Consider the following 22,236-nt stretch of genomic DNA (forward strand, 5'->3'; position numbering starts at 1 on the left):
AAGGCCGTCCCGCGCGAGCGGGACGGCCTTCGTCATGTGCGGGCCCGCAGGCCCGCCCGATGTCAGGCGGTCGGCAGGTGCTCGATCGTGTAGTCGATGGCCCCGATCAGGCGGCGCACGTCGTCGGGCTCGATCGAGACGAACGTCGCGACGCGCAGCTGGTTGCGGCCCAGCTTGCGGTAGGGCTCGGTGTCGACGATCCCGTTCGCGCGCAGGCTCTTCGCGATCGCCGCGGCATCGATGGAGTCGTCGAAGTCGATCGTGACCACGACGGGGGAGCGGTCGGCGGGAGACGAGACGAACGGCGTCGCGACGGCGCTCGCGGACGCCCACTCGTACAGGGCGGCCGAGGACTCAGCCGTGCGTGCGCCCGCCCAGCTCAGTCCGCCGTTGTCGAGGATCCATCCGAGCTGGTCGTCGAGGAGCAGCAGGGTGGCCAACGCCGGGGTGTTGAGCGTCTGCTGCAGGCGCGAGTTGTCGACCGCGTTCTTCAGGCTCAGGAACTCGGGGATGTACCGACCGGATGCGGCGATCCGCTCGATGCGCTCGATCGCGGCCGGCGACACCGCGGCGTACCAGAGGCCGCCGTCGGAACCGAGGTTCTTCTGCGGGGCGAAGTAGTACACGTCGGCCTGGGCGACGTCGAAGTCGATGCCGCCGGCGGCGCTGGTCGCGTCGACGACGGTGAGGGCGCCGGCATCGCCGTGTACGCGCTCGACCGGGGCGGCGACGCCCGTGGAGGTCTCGTTGTGCGGCCAGGCGTACACATCGACGCCTTCGACCGGCTCGGCGACCGTGCGGGTGCCGGGCTCGGCGCGACGGACGTCGGGCGCCTGCAGCCAGGGCGCGGCGGCAGCGGCGGCGAACTTGCCGCCGAACTCACCGAAGACCAGGTTCTGGCTGCGGTTCTCGATGAGGCCGAAGGAGGCGGCATCCCAGAAGGCGGTCGATCCACCGTTGCCGAGGATGATCTCGTACCCGTCGGGAAGGCGGAAGAGCTGGGCGAGACGCTCGCGCGTGCTCGCGACGAGGTTCTTCACCGGCGCCTGGCGGTGCGAGGTACCCAGGATCGAGGCTCCGCGGGTGACGAGCGACTCGAGCTGCGCACCGCGCACTTTCGAGGGGCCGCACCCGAAGCGACCGTCGGCGGGCAGGAGACCTGTGGGCAGTTCCACGTGCGACATGGCTCGATTCTATGGTCCCCTCCGCGGGCTTCCCGCGCTCATGACGGAGGGGGTCGGTAGGCTGGAGGTTCCAGCCGCGCGACGCCGAGGACACCCGAATGACAGATCTCATCGACACCACCGAGATGTACCTGCGCACGATCCTCGAGCTCGAGGAAGAGAAGATCGTGCCCCTGCGGGCCCGCATCTCGGAACGCCTCGGCCACTCGGGCCCGACCGTCTCGCAGACGGTCGGACGCATGGAACGCGACGGCTTGGTGGTCGTCTCGGAGGACCGCCGTCTCGAGCTGACCGGCACCGGCCGCCAGAAGGCCGTCGACGTCATGCGCAAGCACCGTCTCGCCGAGCGCCTGCTCAGCGACGTCATCGGCCTCGACTGGGCCTACGTGCACGACGAGGCCTGCCGCTGGGAGCACGTGATGAGCGAGCAGGTGGAACGCCGCCTCGTCGAACTGCTCGGCCACCCCACCGAGTCGCCGTACGGCAACCCGATTCCGGGACTCGACCAGCTGGGCGATGCGGCCAGCTCCACGTTCGACGACGGTGTCGTCGGACTCGTCCGCAAGCTCACCGACGCCGGGCATCCGATCACCGGCACGGTGCGCCGCCTGGCCGAACCCGCGCAGGTCGACCCCGAGCTGCTCCAGCAGCTCAAGGCCGCCGGGGTGCTCCCGGGGGCGCGCGGCGACTATCGCTTCAACGAGGGATACGTGCTGGTGCAGATGGAGGGCATCGAGGACGGTCTCGAGTTGCCGGTCGAGGTGGCGTCGCACATCTTCCTCGTCGCCGAGGACTGAGCCTGCCGACACCCCCGCGTTCCGCGACCGAGCATTGCCTGAACACGGTGATCGGAGCGTGACTTGTTCGTTATCTTCGGGTAGCCTTCGAGAGTCCACAGGCGAGAAGCCCGCCGTCGGACCCCTCGCGGTTTGCCTCATCGGCTCGTCGTCTGCAGAGGGTGAAGCCCGCACATCGTGCCCCATCGAGTGCTGACGAGCTAGCGTCCTGGACGCAGAGGCGCCGGAGGACTTTTGGCTGAAACCACCGATCCCGTCGGGGACCTACCCGAGGTTCCGACGACGGGTCTCACCCGTAAGAGCGCGCGCGCAGCCGTCGCTCGACCCCCGCAGCGACCCGTGGCGGTCTCGACGTCGGCGACTCCGCCGCCCTCTCGCACCGCCCCCGCACGACGTCCCTCGGGACCGCGTCGCCACGGCAAGCCCGTGCGCAGTGCCGTGATCCTGACGATGGTCGCCGGTCTCGTCGCCACCGTCGCCATCCCGGCCTACGCGGCGACCATGCCCGCGGCCGAGACGATGACCCTGCAGCAGGTGTCGGCCCCCGACAACCAGTCGCTGGTCGTGGCCTCCGACGCCGCCGCCGAGACGCTCGACCGCAGCAGCTACTCGGCGACCACCGCCGACGAGATCCAGCAGAAGAAGGACCGCGAAGCCGCTGCCGCCGCAGCTGCGGAGCGTGCCCGCCAGCTGGCATCCAATGCCGGCGCCTCGGTCTCGTCGATCGACTTGAACATGACGGCCCCCGGCTCGGGCGAGGTGCGCTGGCCCCTGTCGAGCTACGTGCTCGGCCGTGGCCTGTGGGACTCCGGCTACCATCAGGGCGTCGACCTGCTCGCCCCGGGTGGGCAGCCCATCTTCGCCGCCGCCGCCGGCGTCGTGAGCACCTCCTCCGAGAGCTTCGGCGGCTACGGCGTGGGCATCGTGATCGAGCACGTCATCAACGGCCAGAAGGTGTCGACCACCTACGGCCACATGACGTACGGCAGCCGCCAGGTGCAGGCCGGTCAGACGGTCGCCGCGGGCCAGCTCATCGGCCTCGTCGGCTCGACCGGAAGCTCGACCGCGAACCACCTGCACTTCGAGGTGCACATCAACGGATCGGTCGTCGATCCCTACGCCTGGCTGCAGCAGAACGCCGGCTGATCAGACCGAACGAGAGACGGCGTGCCGGAGAACGATGTTCTCCGACACGCCGTTTCTCGTTTCCCGATCCCGCCGCCCCCGGGCGTGTCGGGGTGGGTTAGCCTGTCTCCGACGTCGGAACAACCGAAGGGAAAGCCCGATGAGCATCAGGCCTCGCATCCGCACCATGGATGCGCTCGGCCTGCTCGTTCTTCGGCATCGTGTGTTCGGATGCCGCGGTGTCGCCGCGACTTCCGAGGCGCTGTCTGTCTAGACAGCGCCTTTTTTCATGCCCTGCGCGCGGGCCGTCGTCGCAAGTCGAACATCCGAGAAGCCGTCTCGGCCATTCGAGAGGAGACGTGAATGCGCACACTGGTATTGAACGCGGGATACGAGCCCCTGGCGGTCGTGTCGTTCAAACGGGCCCTCGTGCTCGTGATGAACGACAAGGCCACGGTCGTGGAACGCATCGACGAGGATCCGGTCTGGGCCGCGGCGGGGACCTACGATCGCCCGGCGGTCATCATCCTGACCCGCTACGTGCGGGTGCCGGGGGCGCGGCAGGTGCCGGTCACGCGGCGCGGGGTGCTGCGTCGCGACGCGCACCGCTGCGGGTACTGCGGCAAGGCGGCGTCGACGATCGACCACGTGCTGCCGCGTTCGCGCGGGGGCAAGGACACCTGGGAGAACCTCGTGGCCTGCTGCCTGCACTGCAACAACGTCAAGGGCGATCGCACCCCCCAGGAGATGCACTGGGATCTCCGTCTGGTGCCGGCGCCCCCGCGCGGATCGTCCTGGACCGTGCGCGGCGTCGACAAGAGCGATCCGCGGTGGGAGCCGTACCTGGCCCTGGCGGCGTGAGCGTCGTCGCCGTCTTTGCGGCGCTGGCGTCCCCGGCATCCGGGTGATGGGATGGGGGCATGCCTCGTGCCCTGATCGTCATCGACATGCAGCGCGGATTCGACGACCTCGACTTCTGGGGGCCGACCGCCAACCCCGATTGCGAGCGCAACGTCACCGCCCTGATCGAGGCGTGGCAGCGTGAGGGCGAGCCGATCGTCGTCGTGCGGCACGATTCGGCGTCGCCCGGATCGCCCCTGCACCCGGACGAAGGCGGTAACGCGCTGGTCGATGCGGTCGCGAAGGTCTCAGCCGACCTGCGGGTGACGAAGAACGTCAATTCGGCCTTCTACGGCGACCCCGACCTGCACGCCTGGTTGGGCGAGAACGGCATCCGCGAACTGGTGATCTGCGGCATCCAGACCAACATGTGCGTCGAGACCACGGCGCGCATGGCCGGCAACCTCGGTTACGAGGTGACGGTCGTTCTGGATGCCACGCGCACCTTCGATCTGAGCGGTGAGGTCGCGGGGCTCGGAACGGTGACCCGGACGGCTGCCGAGCTGATGGCGAACACGGCCGTCGTGCTGCAGCAGGGCGGATTCGCGCGGATCGCGGCGACCGTCGACCTGGTCTGAGACGCGTCGCCCCTCGCGTCGCGGGGGCGTCGGCACCTCGCGTCGGGGCTGCTGCCGGTCGGTGCGCGCGGCGTCGGGCCCGCGGCGTCGTGCCGTCGCGCGAGGGGACGACGACAATGTCGGAGGTCGATCGTATCTTCGACCCACAGGGATTGAGGCACTAGAACAAATGTTCTAGCCTGTGGGAGTGAGGGCGATCGTGAGAGACCAGGTACAGGCCGTACCCGACATCCACGCGCTGCGCGATCGTTTGGAGCGCATGCAGGGCCGGCGCATGGACGCCCCGGTGCTGCCCACGCATCCGGCTTTCTCGTCCCTGCTTCCCGGGGGCGGTCTGCGGGCGGGGTCGGCCTATGCCCTCGCCCGATCCGCATCGCTGCTGCTCGCCCTGCTGGCCCGGCCCTCGCAAGACGGTTCGTGGTGCGGCGTGATCGGTATGCCCGAGCTGGGAGCCGAGGCCGCCGAGAAGTACGGCCTCGACCTCGATCGTCTGGTCTTCATCCCCGACCCGGGGCCGAGATGGCTGGCGGTGACGGCGACGATCGCCGAGGTGCTGCCGGTCGTGGCCGTCCGCCCGCCGTCGGGTTCCACGGCGGCCCGTGGGGGTGCCGAGACCACACGCCTGGCCGCCCGGCTGCGCGACCGCGGAGCCGTACTGCTGGTGCAGGGCGCCTGGCCACAGGCCGAAGCGGTGATCGACGTCGCCGACCCGCGATGGACGGGCCTCGGTCAGGGGCACGGGTACCTGGCAGGGCGTGAACTCACCGTCTCGGTGAGCAGTCGACGCTCGCCCCACGCCCGTCGGGCGCGCATGCTGCTGCCCGCGGCCGACGGGTCAGTCGAGCTGCTGGGTACGCCCACCGAACGCCTCGTGCCGCGCGAGCGCGACGAGTATCGTCCGAGAGCGGTCGGCTGATGCAGGCTCCCACGCGCAGCCTCGTGCTCTGGTTTCCCGATTGGCCGATCACGGCGTTCGTCGCCGAGGCCGTCACGCCTCCTCGCCCCGAGGCCCCGGTGGCGGTGTTCTCCCACAACCTCGTCGTCGCCAGCTCGTGGGCCGCCCGCGCGCAGGGGGTGCGACGAGGTCAGAAACGCCGTGACGCTCAGGCCCTGTGTTCGACCCTCCAGGTGGTCCCCGCCGACCCGGTGCGCGATGCGCGTGTGTTCGCGCCCGTCGTGGCCCGCATCGAGGAACGCGCCCCCGGGGTGCAGATCATGCGGCCGGGATTGTGCGCACTGCGGGCGCGGGGTCCGGCGCGCTACTACGGTGGCGAAGCCGAGGCGGCGCGCCTACTGATCCGCCTCCTCCACGACGACGGCTTCGGCGAGGTGCGGGCGAGCGTCGCCGACGGTGTCTTCACCGCCGAGCATGCCGCCCGCTCGGCCTCCGTCGAAGAGCCCGTGCGCATCGTGGCGCCCGGTGACGCTGCGGCGTTCCTCTCACCGCTGTCGATCGCCACCCTCGACGACGAGGAGTTCGGCAGTCTGCTCTCTCGGTTGGGCGTGCACACCCTCGGCGATCTGGCCGCTCTCGCGGCCGAACGGGTGCGGGAACGCTTCGGAGAGCGGGGAGTGCGCCTGCATGCGCTGGCGGGAGGACTCGACTCGCAACCCGTGCAGCCGCGCACCCCTCCACCCGAGCTGCACCGCGACGTCGCCTTCGAGCCTCCCCTCGAACTCGCCGACCAGATCGCCTTCGGCATGCGCGTGGCGGCCGAGGAGTTCATCGCCCGATTGGGGGCCCACGACCTGGTGTGCACCGAGCTGCGTGTCGTGCTGACGGGTGAGCGGGCCGAGCGCAGCGAACGCGTGTGGCTGCATCCCGGATCGTTCGACGCCGCCGCGGTGGTCGACCGGGTGCGCTGGCAGCTCGCCGAAGACGCCCAGGGCATCTTCGGCAGCGGCGTGGCGGGCGTGCACATCGAGCCCGAGGCCGTCGACGCCGCCGCCCACCACGCCAAGGGGCTGTTCGGGGCGGGGCCCGACGAACGCGTCCACCATGCCCTCTCGCGCGTGCAGGCCATGCTCGGCCACCGCGAAGTAGTCACTCCCGTGATCGGCGGGGGACGCTGGCTGGCCGAACGGCAGGTGCTCGTGCCCTGGGGAGACCGAGCCGTGACGGCGAAGGAACGCGCGCGCCCCTGGCCCGGCAGTCTGCCCGATCCGCTGCCGGCCACCGTCTACCCCGAACCACGACCGGTCGGGGTCACCGACATCGCGGGAGCCCCGGTGACGGTGGGGGAGCGCGACGCGCTCAGCGCTCCACCGGCGGTGCTCGAGACGGCGGGACAGCGGCGACGCATCAGCGAATGGGCGGGGCCCTGGCCGATCAGCGAACGCGGATGGGATCCCCTGCGACGGCGCAGGGCGCATCGGTTCCAAGTGATCGACGCCGAGGGGGGCGCCTGGTTGCTGGTGGTCGAAGAAGGGGAGTGGCGGGCGGAGGGACGCTATGACTGAGGTTCGGCTCCACCACTCCTCTCGACGAACATCGGGCCGCGGCGGCAGCAGCACCGGCGATGCCCCCTCGGGCGGTGCGGGCCTCGCGCCCGCCGTCGGCTCCCCATCGATGAACAGAACCCGGGCGGAGGTGCGCCGATGGGCTGGAACAATCCGCCGGTGAAATGGTCGGAACTCGAGCGCGTGCTCAGCGACGCCCGACGCCCGACCGGTGCCCCGCCGAACGGTGACGGGGGCGACAGCCCCGCCTGGTCGCACAAGCGCGGCGCCTACGTGCCGCCGACGATCGCGCGCCCGGCCGACACCGTGCCGTACGCCGAGTTGCACGCGCACTCGTCGTACTCGTTCCTCGACGGAGCCTCGTCGCCCGAAGAACTCGTCGAAGAAGCCGAACGACTGGGCCTGCACGCCCTCGCCCTCACCGACCACGACGGGTTCTACGGCATCGTGCGCTTCGCCGAGGCCGCCGAGGCGCGCACGGTGAACACCGTCTTCGGTGCAGAACTGTCGCTGGGTCTCACGGGGCCGCAGAACGGCGAGGCCGACCCGGGCGGATCGCATCTGCTCGTGCTCGCACGCCGCGAAGAGGGCTATCACCGCCTCGCCGCCGCGATCACCCACGCGCAGCTCAGCGGTGCCGAGAAGGGGCGTCCCGTCTACGACCTCGCCGACCTGGCCGAACGCGCGGGCGGTGCCAGCGATCCGCACTGGGCGGTGCTCACCGGATGCCGCAAGGGCACGGTGCGCCGAGCTCTGGCGTTCGAAGGGCCCACGGGGGCCGCGCGCGAACTCGACACCCTCGTCGACCTGTTCGGCCCCGAGGCCGTGTACGTCGAGCTGATGGATCACGGCAGTCCTCTCGACTCCAGACGCAACGACGTGCTCGCGGCGCTCGCCGCCGAGCGGGGGCTGCCGATCCTCGCGACGAACAACGTGCACTACGCCGCTCCGCAGAAAGAGCTCCTCGCCGCCGCCGTGGCCGCCGTGCGCGCCAATCGTGGTCTCGACGAACTCGACGGGTGGCTTCCCGCGCACGCCGGCGCGCACCTGCGCTCGGGGGTCGAGATGGCGGCGCGGTTCGCCCGGTATCCCGGAGCGGTGGCGCGCACCGTGACGCTCGCCGACGAGGTCGCCTTCCCGTTGCGCCGCGCCAAGCCCGCGCTTCCGCGCCAAGACGTCCCCGAGGGGCATACCCCCATGTCCTGGCTGCGGCATCTGGTGTGGGAGGCCGTACCGCGCAAGTACCCCCGGCTCTCCGACGAGGATCGCAACCGCATCGAACGCGAACTCGGTGTGATCGAGATGAAGGACTTCCCGGGGTACTTCCTCATCGTCTACGGCATCGTCGCCGAGGCCCGGCGGCGCGGCATCCTGTGCCAGGGGCGCGGGTCGGCGGCGAACAGCGCGGTGTGCTTCCTGCTCGACATCACCGCGGTCGACTCGATCTTCTACAAGCTGCCCTTCGAGCGTTTCCTGTCGAGCCTGCGCGACGAAGAGCCCGACATCGACGTCGACTTCGACTCCGATCGCCGCGAAGAGATCATCCAGTGGGTCTACAAGGAGTACGGGCGCGAGCGTGCGGCGCAGGTGGCGAATGTCATCCAGTACCGTCCCAAGAACGCCGTCCGTGACATGGCTCGGGCGCTCGGGCACTCGCCGGGCCAGCAAGACGCCTGGTCGAAGCAGGTCGAACGGTGGGGAGCGACGCTCGAAACCGGTGCGGATCACGACATCCCCGATCAGGTCATCGAGTTCGCGTCGGAGCTGCTGAAAGCGCCTCGCCACCTCGGCATCCACTCCGGAGGCATGGTGCTCACCGATCGCCCGGTGGGTGAGGTCGTGCCGATCGAGCATGCGCGCATGGAGAACCGCACGGTCATCCAGTGGGACAAAGACGACGCCGCGTGGATGGGGCTGGTGAAGTTCGACCTGCTGGGGCTCGGCATGCTCGCGGCGCTGCAGTACTGCTTCGACCTGATCCGCGATGCCACGGGCGAGGCGTGGGAGCTGTCCACGCTGCCGAAAGAAGAGAAGGCCGTCTACGACATGCTGTGCCGCGCCGACTCGATCGGGGTGTTCCAGGTGGAATCCCGCGCGCAGATGGGATTGCTGCCGCGTCTGCAGCCGCGGAAGTTCTACGACCTGGTCGTGCAGATCGCTCTCATCCGCCCGGGACCCATCCAGGGCGGTGCCGTGCATCCGTTCGTTCGACGCAAGCTCGGACAGGAGCCCGTCACCTACGTGCATCCCAAGCTCGAGCCGGTGCTGGAGCGGACGATGGGAGTGCCGGTGTTCCAGGAGCAGCTCATGCAGATGGCCGTCGCCATCGGCAACTGCTCTGCCGAAGACGCCGACCTGCTGCGCCGGGCCATGGGGTCCAAGCGGGGGCTCGAGCGTATCGACTCCCTGCGCGAGAAGCTGTACGAGGGCATGGCGCAGAACGGTCTGGTCGGTCAGGTCGCCGACGATCTGTACGCGAAGATCCAGGCGTTCGCGAACTTCGGTTTCGCCGAATCGCATTCGCTGTCGTTCGCGCTGCTGGTGTACGCGAGCTCGTGGATCAAGCTGCATTACCCGGCGGCGTTCCTCGCCGGCCTGCTGCGCGCCCAGCCCATGGGGTTCTACTCACCCGCCACCCTCACCGCCGATGCCCGCCGGCACGGGGTGACCGTACGGCGGCCCGACCTGCTGCGCTCGAGCGTCGAAGCGGGTCTCGAGCCGGTCGACGAGACGGGCGCCCGCGCCCCGACGGGTCTCGACGCCTGCGCGCACGCGGAGCAGTCCCCGACGGGGGACTTCGATGCGTCGGAGCCCGACGAGACCCTCGCCCATCGCCGAGACGGCGGGTTCGTCGTGCGCCTGGGGCTCGCCGGAGTGACCGGGATCGGCAAGAAGGTCGCCGAGCGCATCGTCGCCGAACGTGAGCGGGGCGGCCCCTATCGAGATCAACGCGACCTCGTGCGGCGCACGGGACTTGTCACGGCGCAACTCGAGGCGCTCGCCACAGCGGGGGCCTTCGAGAGCCTGGGGCATACCCGACGCGAGGCGATCTGGCTGGCCGGGTCGGCGGCGCTCGATCGCGCCGAGTTCCTTCCCGACTCGCTCGTGGCCGTGCAGCCGCCGCTGTTCACCGACCCGTCGAGTTACGAGGTGCTCGCGGCCGATCTCTGGGCGACCGGGCTCTCGGCCGACGACCACCCGCTCACCCACTTCCGCTCGGCGCTCGACGCGCGCGGGGTGCTCACCTCGCGGGAGCTCCGCACCTTCGAGGCCGATCGTCGCATCGAGGTGGCGGGGCTCGTCACCCATCGGCAGCGCCCGGCCACGGCATCCGGCATCACCTTCCTCAACCTCGAAGACGAGCACGGGCTGATGAACATCATCTGCTCGGTGGGGGTGTGGAACAGATACCGGCGGGTCGCGCGGGAATCACCCGCCCTCATCGTGCGGGGCATGCTCGAACGATCCGTCGAGGGAGTGACCAATGTGGTCGCCGACGGCTTCACCGATCTGCAGGTCGGCGTCGCGCACGCGTCCCGGGACTTCCGGTGATGTCGGGCGCCGTCACTAGACTCGGGGCAATCTCGCCCGGTTCCGCACCACGACAGGGGAAACGACATGACCGACACACCCACTCCGCCCGAAGGCTGGTATCCCGACCCCGCAGGCGGCGACGGCCTGCGCCGGTGGGACGGCACCGCCTGGACCGATGAGGTGCGCCCCGTGCACGGCGACGGGGTTCCGCAGGTGGCCGCGCAGGACTCGGGTTCCGCGTCCGAGTCGGCTCCGGTGTCCGACGACGCCGACACCGCCGCCCACGGGTTCGCCCCCGAGTCGACCCCGACGTCCGCCGGAGCCGCGGAGGAGCCTGCCCTCTCCGGTGAGGCGTCGAACGACCCCGCCGCGCCTGCATCGACGAGCGACCATGCCACCACGGCCGCGCAGACCGACGCCCCGTCGGCGTCCCCGGCCGGAGCCTCCGCACCGGCAGCGCACAGCGAGGTTCCCGCTCCTCCGGCACCCAGCGCGAGCCCCGCGCCTCCGGCACCCAGCGCGAGCCCCGCGCCTCCGGCACCCAGTGCGATCCCGGCGCCTCCGGCACCCAGCGCGCCGTTCGCGTCCGCACCGCCCGCCGCGTACCCCGTCACTCCGCCCTCGGCCGCTCCCGCGTACTCGTCGGCGCCGGCGTACCCCGGAACGCCCGCCCCCGCCGGGTACGGCGGTTATCCCGCCGCGCCGTCGGTCGGCGCCCAGCCCGTGCTGCGTCGCGACATCCCCACGAACACCGTCTGGGTGTGGTTGGTCGTCTTCCTGCCGCTGGCGGGCGTGCTGTCGCTGTTCCTCTTCGACTGGTCGTCGTACATCCGGGAGTCCTTCTACGCCGGCCTGTACGGCGAACCCGGTGCGATGGGCACCGACGCCATCGTCTCGACGGTTGCCACTCTGGCGAGCGTCGTCCTGGGCGCCCTCGTCGTCTTGTTCTCGTTCCTCGACTGGCGCCAACTCCGAGCCCGTGGCGTCGAGAAGCCGTTCCACTGGGCGTGGAGCTTCCTGGTGCTCGTCATCGGCAGCGGCTTGGTCTACGTCATCGGTCGTGGCGTGGTGCTGCGGCGACGCACGGGCAGCGGGCTCGCCCCCGTCTGGGCGTCGATCGTCGTGACGGTCGTCTCGATCGTCATCGCCGCGATCTGGTTCGTGATCATCCTGACGCAGGTCTTCACCCTCATCGAAGAGGCCCAATACAACCTCGGTTATTGAGTGACGAGGTGGGGGCCCCGAGCGGGCCCCCACCTGAGACCCGCCTCGTGCCCTGGAGAGCCCTCGTCTGGGAGGCTCCGTTTCTGGAGGGCCCCCTGTCTGGGAGGCCCCGTGTCTGAGAGGCCCCTGTCTGGGAAGCCACGTCGGAGCGGGGCCGTCGGAGAAGGCCCGTGTTCGAGAAGTCCCGTGCCTGAGAGGGGGCCGCGGGGATGAGGCGCACCCTTCGTGACGTCTCGTGACGTCACGTCTCGGTGGATGACGGGAACAGCCCCGACCCCTGCGGGCGGACCTAGGTTTCTGGAGCCGGCGCGTGACGCCGATTCCGCCGGGAGGCGACGCATGTCCACACCGTCCATCGCGCAGCAGATCGACGACTTCACCGCCGGGTTCGAGGCGCAGATCGGAGACCGACTGTCGGCGGTCTTCTCCGACGAGCAGGCCGCCCTTCGCAGCGCCGGCGTCCCGGCGGGGGCGCTCGACGTGGGTGACGACGCCCCGGATGCCGAGCTCGTCACCGCGGAGGGGGCGGCGACGACGTTCTCCAAGGCCCGGGCCGGAGCCGCGTCGGTCGTCGTGTTCTACCGCGGTGCGTGGTGCCCGTACTGCAACATCACTCTGCGCACCTACCAGGAGCAACTACTGCCCGCGCTGCAGGACCGCGGAGTCCAGCTCATCGCGATCTCGCCGCAGACGCCCGACGGATCGGCCCAGAGTACGACGAACGGGTCGTTGGAGTTCACCGTGCTCTCGGACCCCGCGAACACGCTCGCCGAACGCTTCGGCATCGTCACCGAGCCGAGCGTCGACGCGCGCGCGGCGCACACGGAACTCGGCTTCGACGTCGCCGACAGCAACGCCGACGAGACCGCTCGCGTCCCGTTCCCCTCGGTGTACCTGATCGACGCCGCCGGTGTGGTGCGCTTCGCCGATGTCCACGTCGATTACACGACGCGTACGGAGCCGGGCAGGATCATCGACGCGGTCGACGGCGCTCGCAGCGAATGACCCGGGGAGGACGGGCGGCGGGCCGCTCGTCCTCCTGCACCCGTGCGACACGGTCCACCGGCGTCAGGCCTCGAGCGTCGACGCTCGCGCCGCGACGATCGCATCGAGCAGGGCGTGCGCGGTGTCGTCCTTCGAACCGGATGCCGTGGCCACGACCCCACCGTCGCGACCGACGATCGTGAGGGAGTTGTCGGCGGTCTCGAACCCTCGCGACCACCCGACCGCGTTGGCGGCCAGCAGATCGACGCCCTTGCGCGCGGCCTTCGCGCGAGCGCGTTCGAGCAGTTCCTCGTCGCTACCCACCGTCTCGGCGGCGAAGGCGACGACCGTCTGCCCCGGCCGGCGGCGCTCGACCAGCCCGGCGACGATGTCGCGATTCTCGACCAGCTCGAGGGTCAGACCGCCGGGGGAGTCCTGCTTGCGGAGCTTGTGCTCGGCGACCGTGGCCACCGAGTAGTCGGCGACCGCCGCGGCCATGACGATCACGTCGGCGTCGGGAGTCGCGGCATCCATCGCCCGTCCGAGTTGCTCGGCGGTACCCGCAGCGATCACCTCGACGCGTGGATCGGGGCGCACGTCGGCGTCGAGGTGCGCGGCCACGAGGGTCACCCGCGCGCCACGGTCGGCGGCGGCGCGGGCGATCGCGACCCCCTGGCGTCCGCTCGAGCGATTGCCCAGGAAACGCACGGGATCGATCGGCTCACGCGTGCCTCCGGCGCTCACGACGATCGACAGACCGTCGAGGTCGCGCGGGCGTTCGACGAGAGCGAGGGCCGCCGCCGCGATCTCCTCCGGCTCCGACATGCGTCCGGGTCCGGAATCGCCGCCGGTGAGGACTCCGTCGGCGGGACCCACGACGTGCACCCCGCGCGCGCGGAGCACGGTCATGTTGTGCGTCGTCGCCGGGTGCCGCCACATCTCGGTGTGCATCGCCGGGGCCACCACGACCGGCGCGGTCGTGGCGAGCAGTGTCGTCCCGAGCAGGTCGGAGGCCAAGCCCGCCGTCATCGCGGCCAGGGTGTTGGCGGTCGCGGGGGCGACGATGACGAGGTCGGCCGCTTGTCCGAGCGCGACGTGGCGCACACGGGCGACGTCATCGTGCACCGACGTCGTGACGGGGTTGCGGCTCAGGGCCTCCCACGTCGGCAGACCCACGAAGCGCAGTGCGTCGTCGGTCGGCACCACGTGCACGTCGTGTCCCGCTTTGACCAACAGTCGCACGAGGCTGACGCTCTTGTAGGCGGCGATGCCCCCGGTCACTCCCACCACGACGAACATCGCCCCAGTCTTCCAGGTCGGCTGGGTTGGCGGGTGGCGGGCGCCGCTCAGGCGCCGAAGAAGCGCACAGCGCCCCGACCGAACCCCCGCCCGGGTAGCGTGGAGCAGATGTGCACGGTCGTGATCGACGTTCCGGGGATGCCCGGCGAACCGGTGCGGCTGCTCGCCGTGCGCGACGAGGACCGCCACCGGCCGTGGCGCGGTCTGGGCCGCTGGTGGCCGGAGCGCGGCGGAGTGCTGGGTGTGCGTGACGACCGCGCCGGCGGCGCCTGGCTCGCCGTCGACCCCGATGCGGCCCGCCTCGCGGTGCTCCTCAACCGCGAAGACCTGTCCGACCGCGGCGACGACGAGGTCGTCACGCGCGGCGGTGTTCCCCTCGACGCGGTGGGGGACGGCATCCCGGATCGCCCGCTCACGCGGGGCTTCAATCTCGTCGAGGTGGATGCCGCGGGCGCCCACCTCGTGGAGTGGGACGGCCTGGTCGCCCGCCGCACGCGCCTCGCACCGGGCACGCATATGATCGCCCACCACGCGGTCGACGACGAGGGCACGCCGCGCATCGCGCGATGGCTGGCGGGATTCCGCCGCGTGGGCCTCGCCGCGGGCGAGGAGTGGTGGATGCCGTGGCTCGACGTCGTCGAGCAGTCCACCCACGACCCGGGCGCGGCGGTGCTGCGCCGCGACGACCATGACGGGCACGTGCTCGAGTCGCTGCTCGTCTGTGTCGCCAGCATCGGACCCGGCGGCGTCGACGTGCGCGAAGCGACACTGCAGGAGCCCGGCCGCTGGGACGACGGACTCGCCGCGCGGTTGCGCCGTGGCATCCCCTCGGCGATGGTCCCGCGCGCCGAGACCGCCGAGAGGCCGCAGTAGGCTGGATCCATCCCGCCTTCGTAGCTCAGGGGATAGAGCGCCGCACTCCTAACGCGGGCGTCGCAGGTTCGAATCCTGTCGGGGGCACCACTTCCTGGTCGCGGCTGTCGGCACATCGAACGGTCGGCATGGCCGGCTGCGACCCCGCGCACACGCTCCACGGGGTCGCGCGTTCCGGCTGAGGCGCCCGCTCCGTGCCGGCAGTCGGCGGGTGTTTGTTCGCCGCGCGCACAGACGTCGCGGGCTCACGCGTTCACGCTGAGGCTCCGAGGGGACGTGGGTGTTTGGCGCGCGCGCGATCACGCGCGCGTGAGGCCCCGCGCGCGTGAGATCCCGCCCGCGTGACCCCCCCGCCCGCGCACGCCCGTTGCCACTCCCACCCTCACCGTGACATGATTACTGAACGATCGGTCGGAAAACCTCGAAGTCGAGGATGAACGACCTCGCCAACGTCGGCGGGGGAGAGGATGGCGATGTCGGAGGCGTTTCTCATCGGCGGTGCGCGCACCCCGGTCGGGCGGTACGGCGGGGCTCTGGCATCCGTTCGTCCCGATGATCTGGCTGCCCTCGTCGTGGCCGAAGCCGTGACGCGCGCGGGCGTGCCCGTCGACGCGATCGACGAGGTCATCCTCGGGGCCGCGAACCAGGCCGGCGAGGACAACCGCAACGTCGCCCGCTTGGCCGTGCTGCTCGCGGGACTGCCGGATGCCATCCCCGGCCTCACCGTGAACCGACTCTGCGCGTCGGGGATGAGCGCCATCGCCCTCGCTTCGCAGGCGGTGCGGTCGGGCGATGCCGACATCGTGGTCGCCGGCGGCGTGGAGTCGATGACCCGCGCGCCTTGGGTGCAGGCCAAGCCCGAGCGCGCGTGGGCGAAGCCCGGCGCCTCCTTCGACACCTCGATCGGCTGGCGCTTCACCAACCCGCGCCTCGCCGCGCGCGACAAAGCAACCTTCTCGATGCCCGAGACGGCCGAGGAGGTCGCCCGCGTCGACGCGATCACCCGCGCCGACGCCGACGCCTTCGCCCTGCGGAGCCACGAGCGGGCCGTGGCGGCTCAGGATGCCGGACGCTTCGCGAGCGAGATCGTCGCCGTGGACACGGGCCGAGGGGTGGTCGACGCCGACGAGAGTCCGCGCCGTGACACCTCGCTCGAGGCGCTGGCCCGACTCCGCCCGGTGGTCCAGGGCGGTGAGGTCGTCACGGCGGGCAACTCAAGCTCGCTCAACGACGGGGCCTCGGCCATCGTCGTCGCCAGCGCCCGAGCGGTCGAACGCTACGGACTGCGGCCCCGCGCGCGCCTCGTCTCGCACGCGTCGGCCGCTCTCGCGCCCGAGATCATGGGCCTCGGTCCCGTGCCCGCGACCGAGAAGGCCCTCGCGAAGGCCGGGCTCTCGGCATCCGACCTCGGCGCGGTCGAACTCAACGAGGCGTTCGCGTCGCAGTCGCTGGCGTGCATGCGACGGCTGGGACTCGACCCCGAGATCGTCAACGCCGACGGCGGCGCGATCGCCCTCGGTCATCCGCTCGGATCGAGCGGCAGCCGCCTGCTCGTGACGCTGCTCGGACGCCTCGAGCGCGAGAACGCCCGGTACGGGCTCGCGACCATGTGCGTCGGCGTCGGACAGGGGACCGCGATGATCGTGGAGCGGGTCGATGGCTGAGCCGACGCGCGGGGCCGCCACCGACGCGAGCCAGACCCCCGAGGTCGTCGACGGGACCGAGAGCCAGGCCTCCCGCCTGCGCGTCGACGCCTTCGACGACCGCGTCATCGCGACCCTCGACCGCCCCGATCGCCGCAACGCGATCGATCAGGCCATGGTCGACGAGCTGCACGCGCTGTGCGCCGAGCTCGAGCAGCGACCGCGCACGCTGATCCTCACCGGCGCCGGCGGGATCTTCGCGGCGGGGGCCGACATCGCGCAGTTGCGCGAGCGCACCGGCGACGACGCCCGCCGCGGCATCAACGCCACGGTGTTCGACCGCATCCGCCACCTGCCGATGCCCGTCGTCGCGGCCGTCGACGGCTTCGCCCTCGGCGGGGGAGCGGAGCTCGCCTACGCGGCCGACATCCGCATCGGCACACCCCGCGTGCGCTTCGGCAACCCCGAGCCCGGCCTGGGCATCATCGCCGCCGCCGGCGCCGCGTGGCGCCTGCCCGAGATCGTCGGCCACGCGCGCGCCAGCGAACTGCTGCTCACCGCGCGGGTGATCGACGCCGACGAGGCGCTCGCGTGGGGCCTGCTGTCGAGCATCCACGAGCCCGACGATCTGCGGGGCGCCGCCCACGCGATCGCCGACCGCATCGCCGCGAACTCCATGCGGGCGACCGTGCTGACCAAGCGCGCGCTGCTCGCCCCCCGCGCCGAGCACCCCGCGATCGACGGAGAACTGCAGGCCGAGCTGTTCGACAGCGACGACAAGCGCGCTCGCATGACCGCGTTCCTCGAGAGGAAGAAGAGATGACCCTTCCCGACCACGCCCCCGCGGCATCGCTGCCCTCGACCATCGGCGTGCTCGGCGGGGGCCGGATGGGCGCCGGCATCGCCCATGCGTTCCTGCTCGCCGGCTCCCGCGTGCACGTCGTCGAGCGCGACGCCGACGCGGCCGATGCCGCACGCGAACGCGTCGAGACGGCCCTGCAGTGCTCGGCCGTGCGGGGCATCGAGACGCCGGATGCCACGGCCCTGACCACCGGGACCGATGCCGCCGCGTTCGCCGACGCCGGCCTCGTCGTCGAAGCCGTCCCCGAGGACCGCGCGCTGAAGATCGACGCCCTGACCCGCCTCGAGGCGGTCGTGTCGGATCGTGCGGTCGTGGCATCCAACACCTCGTCCATCTCGATCGACGCGCTCGCCGCGTCGCTCGCACGCCCCGCGCGTTTCGTCGGGCTGCACTTCTTCAACCCGGTGCCCGCCTCGGCGCTCGTCGAGGTGGTGACGGGGGCTGCGACCGACCCCGAGGTGGTCGAGGCCGCCAGGGTGTGGATCGCCGCGATCGGCAAGACCGCGGTCGTCGTTCGCGATACGCCCGGGTTCGCGTCGAGCCGCCTCGGCGTCGCCCTCGGCCTCGAGGCGATCCGGATGCTCGAGGAGGGCGTCGCCTCGGCCCACGACATCGATACGGCCATGGAGCTGGGGTACCGGCATCCGATGGGCCCCCTGCGCACGACCGACATCGTCGGACTCGACGTGCGCCTCGGCATCGCCGAAGAACTGGAGCGCGCCTTCGGTGCACGCTTCACCCCGCCGGCGCTGCTGAAGAAGCTCGTCGACGCGGGGCACCTGGGCCGCAAGACCGGCCGCGGATTCTACGAATGGAGCGAATGATGACGTTTCTCCCGAGCTACGTGAAGGGCGCCTGGTGGACGCCCGTCGAGGATCCCGACGCCGCGGTCGTCCGCGACGCGTCGACGGGCGACGAGGTCGTCCGCGTCAGCACGAAGGGTCTCGACCTCGCGGGCGCCGTCGCCTTCGCGCGCCGGGAGGGCCAGCGGAGCCTCGGCGCCCTCACCTTCCACCAGCGCGCGATGGTGCTGAAGAACCTCGCGATCGCGCTGAACGAGCGCCGCGAAGAGCTGTACGCGCTGTCGATGCGCTCGGGGTCGACCCGCCGCGACTCGCTGAGCGACATCGACGGCGGCATCGGCGTGCTGTTCACCTTCTCGTCGAAGGCCCGCCGTGAGCTGCCCGCGGGAACGGTCGTGCTCGACGGGCCGGTCGAACCGTTGTCGAAGGACGGATCGTTCCTCGGGCGCCACGTGTACACGCGCCTCCCCGGCGTCGCGGTGCAGATCAACGCCTTCAACTTCCCGATGTGGGGGTCGCTCGAGAAGTTCGCCCCCGCGTTCCTCGCAGGCCTCCCCACGATCGTCAAGCCCGCGACGCCCACGGCGTACATCGCCGAGGCCTGGGTGCGCATGGTCGTCGAGACCGGCCTGCTCCCCGAGGGCGCGCTGCAGCTGGTCAGCGGCAGCGTTCCCGGCCTCTTCGACCTGCTCGACCTCGGCGACACCGTCGGTTTCACCGGCAGCGCCTCCACCGCCGAGCGCCTGCGCGCCCAGGCGAAGCCCGGCGTGCGCTTCACGAGCGAGACCGATTCCATCAACGCCTCGATCCTCGGCCCCGACGCCGTGCCCGGCACCCCCGAGTTCGACGCGTACGTGAAGCAGCTGCTGGTCGAGCTCACCACCAAGGCGGGGCAGAAGTGCACCGCGATCCGCCGCGCGATCGTGCCGGCGGGGACCACGGATGCCGTGGCCGCGGCGCTGCGCGAGAAGATCGCCGAACGCGTCGTCGTCGGCGACCCGCGCGTCGAGGGCGTGACCATGGGGCCGCTCGTCTCGCGCGAGCAGCGCGACGAGGTGCTGCGGCAGGTCGCCGTGCTGCAGGACGCGGGCGGGCGTTTCGTCGTCGGGTCGGCGGAGGCCCCCGACGCGCGCGTGGCGGAGGGCGCGCTTTCGGCCGAGGGCGCCTTCCTCGAACCCATGCTCCTGGCCTTCGCCGATGCCACGACCCCGGCCGTCAACGACATCGAGGCCTTCGGACCGGTCGCGAGCATCGTCGAGTACACCGACGTCGCGGAGGCGGCGACCATCGTCGGCCGGGGTGGCGGCTCGCTCGTGACGAGCGTCGCGACCCACGACCCCGGTGTCGCCACCGAGCTGCTCACGCGCATGGGCGCGATGAACGGCCGCGTGCTCTTCCTCGACCGCGACGACGCCCGTACCTCCACCGGTCACGGCGCCCCCGTGCCGCACCTCGTGCACGGCGGACCCGGCCGCGCCGGCGGCGGCGAGGAGCTCGGCGGCATCCGCTCGGTCCTGCATTCGATGCAGCGCACCGCGATCCAGGGCTCGCCGCGCATGCTGACCGCGTTGACGGGGGTGTGGCATCCGGGAGCCGAGACCGACACCGCGGGGCGGCATCCGTTCCGCAAGCCCCTCTCCGACCTGCGGATCGGCGATGCCGTGGAGTCGGCCGAGCGGGAAGTCACCCTCGACGACATCGAGGTGTTCGCCAACTTCACCGGCGACACGTTCTACGCGCACATGGACGAGGAATCCGCCGCGGCGAACCCCTTCTTCCCGGGACGCGTCGCGCACGGCTACCTGCTCGTGTCGTGGGCGGCCGGGTTGTTCGTCGATCCCGCACCGGGTCCGGTGCTGGCGAACTCGGGCCTCGAGAACCTGCGCTTCGTCACCCCCGTCTCACCCGGCGATCGTATCCGCGTCGCTCTGACGGCGAAGCAGATCACCCCGCGCGAGACCGACGAGTACGGCGAGGTGCGGTGGGATGCCGTCATCCACAACCAGGACGACGAGATCGTCGCGCAGTACGACGTACTGACGCTCGTGGCGAAGACGTGGCAGCCCGCCGAGGTGCTGGTGTGAGCGCGCTCCGACCGATGATGCAGCGCGATCAGGCCTCGGCGATGCTCGGCATGGTCGTCGAGCACGACGCGCCGGGGGAGTCCCGCGTGTCGATGACCGTGCGCGACGACATGCTCAACGGTTTCGCCATCACCCACGGCGGGCTCGTCTTCACCCTCGCCGACACGGCGTTCGCGATCGCGTGCAACGAAGACGAGCGCGTGACCGTCGCGGGCGGCGCCGACATCACGTTCCTGAAGTCCACGACCGCGGGGCAGACGCTGACGGCGACCGCCGCCCGCCGCGCCCGGAGCGGGCGGACGGGCCTGTACGACATCCGGGTGACCGACGAGACCGGCGACCTCGTCGCCGAGGTGCGCGGGCGCAGCATCACGACGGATCGGCGCCCGCCGGCCGACTCCCGACCCGCCGCCACACCCGACCCCGAGCGCGCTGCCGCGCTCTCCACCACGGAGGTGTCCCGATGACCATGACCGTTCCCTCGCGCCCCGACTTCCTGGCATCCGTCGATCCCACCGGCATCCCGCTCGAGAGCCTGCGCGCGCTGCAGCTCGAGCGCCTGCAGTGGACCGTGCGGCACGCCTACGACAACGTCGAGATGTACCGCCGCAAATTCGACGCCGCGGGCGTGCGCCCCGACGACATCCGTACCCTCGACGACATTCGGCTGTTGCCGTTCACGACCAAGGCCGACCTGCGCGAGACCTACCCCTTCGGCATGTTCGCCGTGCCGATGGCCGAGGTGCGCCGCATCCACGCCTCGTCGGGCACGACCGGGCGCCCCACCGTGGTGGGCTACACCGCGGGTGACCTGGATCGCTGGGCCGATCTCGTCGCGCGCTCGCTGAGCGCCGCGGGCATCCGCGCGGGCGATCGCGTGCACAACGCCTACGGGTACGGCCTGTTCACCGGAGGGCTGGGTGCCCACGCGGGAATCGAGCGGCTCGGGGCGACCGTCATCCCGATGTCGGGTGGGCAGACCGCGCGCCAGGCGCAGCTCATCCAGGATTTCGCGCCCGACGCCATCCTCTGCACGCCGAGCTACCTGCTCACCATCGCCGACGCGCTGGAGTCCGCCGGCGTCGACCCGCGGTCCACGTCGCTGCGCGTCGCCGTGCTCGGCGCCGAACCCTGGACCAACGAGATGCGCCGGGAGATCGAGCGGCGCCTCGACGTCGTCGCCGTCGACATCTACGGCCTGAGCGAGGTGATGGGCCCGGGGGTGGCCAGCGAGAGCGCGCTCACCAAAGACGGCCCCCACGTGTGGGAGGACCACTTCCTGCCCGAGACGATCGACGGCGAGAGCGGCGCCCCGGTGGCCGACGGAGAACTCGGCGAACTGGTGTTCACCTCGCTCACCAAAGAGGCGTTCCCGGTCATCCGCTACCGCACCCGCGACCTCACCCGCTTGAAGCCGGGCACGGCGTTCCCGTCGATGCGACGCATCGAGAAGATCACCGGTCGCAACGACGACATGATCATCCTGCGCGGGGTGAATCTCTTCCCGACCCAGATCGAGGAGATCGTGATGGGCATCGAGACGCTCACCCCGCACTTCGTGCTCGAGCTGCGTCGAGAAGGACGAATGGATGCCATGACCGTCCGCATCGAACGGCACCCCGCCCTGCAGCGAGAGGTCTGCGAGGCCGCCGGTGTCGTGCTGCAGCAGCGGATCAAGGTGCTCATCGGCACGAGCGTCGACGTGAACGTCGAGGAGCCGGGTGCCCTGCCGCGCAGCGAGGGCAAGTACAAGCGGGTGTACGACCTGCGGTGACGGGCGCCCGGGCGCCGGGCCGACGTCGAGACCACGGACCATCGTGGGGTCGCGCCGGTCGGGCGCTCCTCGGCGCCGTCAAGACGGAGGAGGACGCCCGTTGCGGGGCGAC

At 71.2% G+C, this 22,236-nt stretch carries 18 protein-coding genes and 1 tRNA gene; 17 read left to right on the forward strand and 2 right to left on the reverse strand.

What is annotated here, in order from left to right:
* Window positions 1-62: 62 nt before the first annotated feature.
* Window positions 63-1,184, reverse strand: coding sequence for a phosphoserine transaminase (gene serC, locus BJP65_RS14150; RefSeq protein ID WP_070409554.1), 1,122 nt, complete (start codon window positions 1,182-1,184; stop codon window positions 63-65).
* Between the two features lie 98 nt (window positions 1,185-1,282).
* On the opposite strand from serC, the gene BJP65_RS14155 reads away from it, so the two are divergent.
* The 9 genes from BJP65_RS14155 (at window position 1,283) to BJP65_RS14195 (ending at window position 12,807) form a co-directional block, all read left to right on the forward strand.
* Complete coding sequence (locus BJP65_RS14155; RefSeq protein ID WP_055838197.1) at window positions 1,283-1,981, forward strand: metal-dependent transcriptional regulator; 699 nt, start codon at window positions 1,283-1,285, stop codon at window positions 1,979-1,981.
* A 426-nt stretch (window positions 1,982-2,407) separates the two neighbouring features.
* Window positions 2,408-3,127 (forward strand): M23 family metallopeptidase, encoded by a 720-nt coding sequence (locus BJP65_RS14160; RefSeq protein WP_235560563.1) that lies wholly within the window; start codon window positions 2,408-2,410, stop codon window positions 3,125-3,127.
* A 342-nt stretch (window positions 3,128-3,469) separates the two neighbouring features.
* The gene (locus tag BJP65_RS14165) at window positions 3,470-3,967 is read left to right on the forward strand and encodes an HNH endonuclease (RefSeq protein ID WP_055838194.1); all 498 of its coding nucleotides are present in this window, start codon (window positions 3,470-3,472) and stop codon (window positions 3,965-3,967) included.
* Between the two features lie 59 nt (window positions 3,968-4,026).
* Window positions 4,027-4,584 carry a cysteine hydrolase family protein gene (locus BJP65_RS14170; RefSeq protein ID WP_070409556.1) on the forward strand — a complete coding sequence of 186 codons (558 nt, stop codon included), beginning with the start codon at window positions 4,027-4,029 and terminating at the stop codon, window positions 4,582-4,584.
* Window positions 4,585-4,783: 199 nt separating this feature from the next.
* Window positions 4,784-5,500 (forward strand): hypothetical protein, encoded by a 717-nt coding sequence (locus tag BJP65_RS14175; RefSeq protein WP_055839451.1) that lies wholly within the window; start codon window positions 4,784-4,786, stop codon window positions 5,498-5,500.
* Entirely contained in the window at window positions 5,500-7,044 is a 1,545-nt protein-coding gene (locus BJP65_RS14180; protein ID WP_070409557.1) for a DNA polymerase Y family protein, read from the forward strand. The genes BJP65_RS14175 and BJP65_RS14180 overlap by 1 nt, the downstream gene beginning before the upstream one ends.
* A gap of 138 nt (window positions 7,045-7,182) precedes the next feature.
* A complete protein-coding gene (locus BJP65_RS14185; RefSeq protein WP_070409558.1) occupies window positions 7,183-10,596 on the forward strand; it encodes an error-prone DNA polymerase in 3,414 nt (1,137 codons plus the stop codon).
* 66 nt (window positions 10,597-10,662) lie between these two features.
* Window positions 10,663-11,802, forward strand: coding sequence for a DUF2510 domain-containing protein (locus BJP65_RS16900; RefSeq protein WP_070409559.1), 1,140 nt, complete (start codon window positions 10,663-10,665; stop codon window positions 11,800-11,802).
* 339 nt (window positions 11,803-12,141) lie between these two features.
* On the forward strand, window positions 12,142-12,807 hold the full coding sequence (locus BJP65_RS14195; protein WP_070409560.1) for a peroxiredoxin-like family protein: 666 nt from the start codon (window positions 12,142-12,144) through the stop codon (window positions 12,805-12,807).
* A gap of 63 nt (window positions 12,808-12,870) precedes the next feature.
* Here the strand turns inward: BJP65_RS14195 and coaBC are convergent, their stop codons facing one another.
* Window positions 12,871-14,085 carry a bifunctional phosphopantothenoylcysteine decarboxylase/phosphopantothenate--cysteine ligase CoaBC gene (gene coaBC, locus BJP65_RS14200; RefSeq protein WP_070409561.1) on the reverse strand — a complete coding sequence of 405 codons (1,215 nt, stop codon included), beginning with the start codon at window positions 14,083-14,085 and terminating at the stop codon, window positions 12,871-12,873.
* Window positions 14,086-14,193: 108 nt separating this feature from the next.
* Between coaBC and BJP65_RS14205 the strand changes: the two genes are divergently transcribed.
* The 8 genes from BJP65_RS14205 (at window position 14,194) to paaK (ending at window position 22,124) form a co-directional block, all read left to right on the forward strand.
* On the forward strand, window positions 14,194-14,958 hold the full coding sequence (locus BJP65_RS14205; RefSeq protein WP_083285869.1) for an NRDE family protein: 765 nt from the start codon (window positions 14,194-14,196) through the stop codon (window positions 14,956-14,958).
* A 14-nt stretch (window positions 14,959-14,972) separates the two neighbouring features.
* Window positions 14,973-15,048, forward strand: a tRNA-Arg gene (locus BJP65_RS14210).
* A gap of 383 nt (window positions 15,049-15,431) precedes the next feature.
* Window positions 15,432-16,622, forward strand: a complete 1,191-nt coding sequence (locus tag BJP65_RS14215; RefSeq protein WP_070409563.1) for an acetyl-CoA C-acyltransferase — start codon at window positions 15,432-15,434, stop codon at window positions 16,620-16,622.
* Window positions 16,615-17,424 (forward strand): enoyl-CoA hydratase/isomerase family protein, encoded by an 810-nt coding sequence (locus tag BJP65_RS14220; protein ID WP_083285870.1) that lies wholly within the window; start codon window positions 16,615-16,617, stop codon window positions 17,422-17,424. The genes BJP65_RS14215 and BJP65_RS14220 overlap by 8 nt, the downstream gene beginning before the upstream one ends.
* Window positions 17,421-18,287, forward strand: a complete 867-nt coding sequence (locus tag BJP65_RS14225) for a 3-hydroxyacyl-CoA dehydrogenase family protein (protein ID WP_070409564.1) — start codon at window positions 17,421-17,423, stop codon at window positions 18,285-18,287. The genes BJP65_RS14220 and BJP65_RS14225 overlap by 4 nt, the downstream gene beginning before the upstream one ends.
* Window positions 18,284-20,350 carry a phenylacetic acid degradation bifunctional protein PaaZ gene (gene paaZ, locus BJP65_RS14230; RefSeq protein WP_070409565.1) on the forward strand — a complete coding sequence of 689 codons (2,067 nt, stop codon included), beginning with the start codon at window positions 18,284-18,286 and terminating at the stop codon, window positions 20,348-20,350. Before BJP65_RS14225 ends, paaZ begins: the two co-directional genes overlap by 4 nt.
* Window positions 20,347-20,817, forward strand: coding sequence for a hydroxyphenylacetyl-CoA thioesterase PaaI (paaI, locus tag BJP65_RS14235; protein WP_258027485.1), 471 nt, complete (start codon window positions 20,347-20,349; stop codon window positions 20,815-20,817). Before paaZ ends, paaI begins: the two co-directional genes overlap by 4 nt.
* Entirely contained in the window at window positions 20,814-22,124 is a 1,311-nt protein-coding gene (gene paaK / locus BJP65_RS14240) for a phenylacetate--CoA ligase PaaK (RefSeq protein ID WP_055938153.1), read from the forward strand. The genes paaI and paaK overlap by 4 nt, the downstream gene beginning before the upstream one ends.
* The last annotated feature ends 112 nt before the right edge of the window (window positions 22,125-22,236 follow it).

Origin of the sequence: Microbacterium sp. BH-3-3-3, from assembly GCF_001792815.1 — a bacterium.
GTDB lineage: Bacteria > Actinomycetota > Actinomycetes > Actinomycetales > Microbacteriaceae > Microbacterium.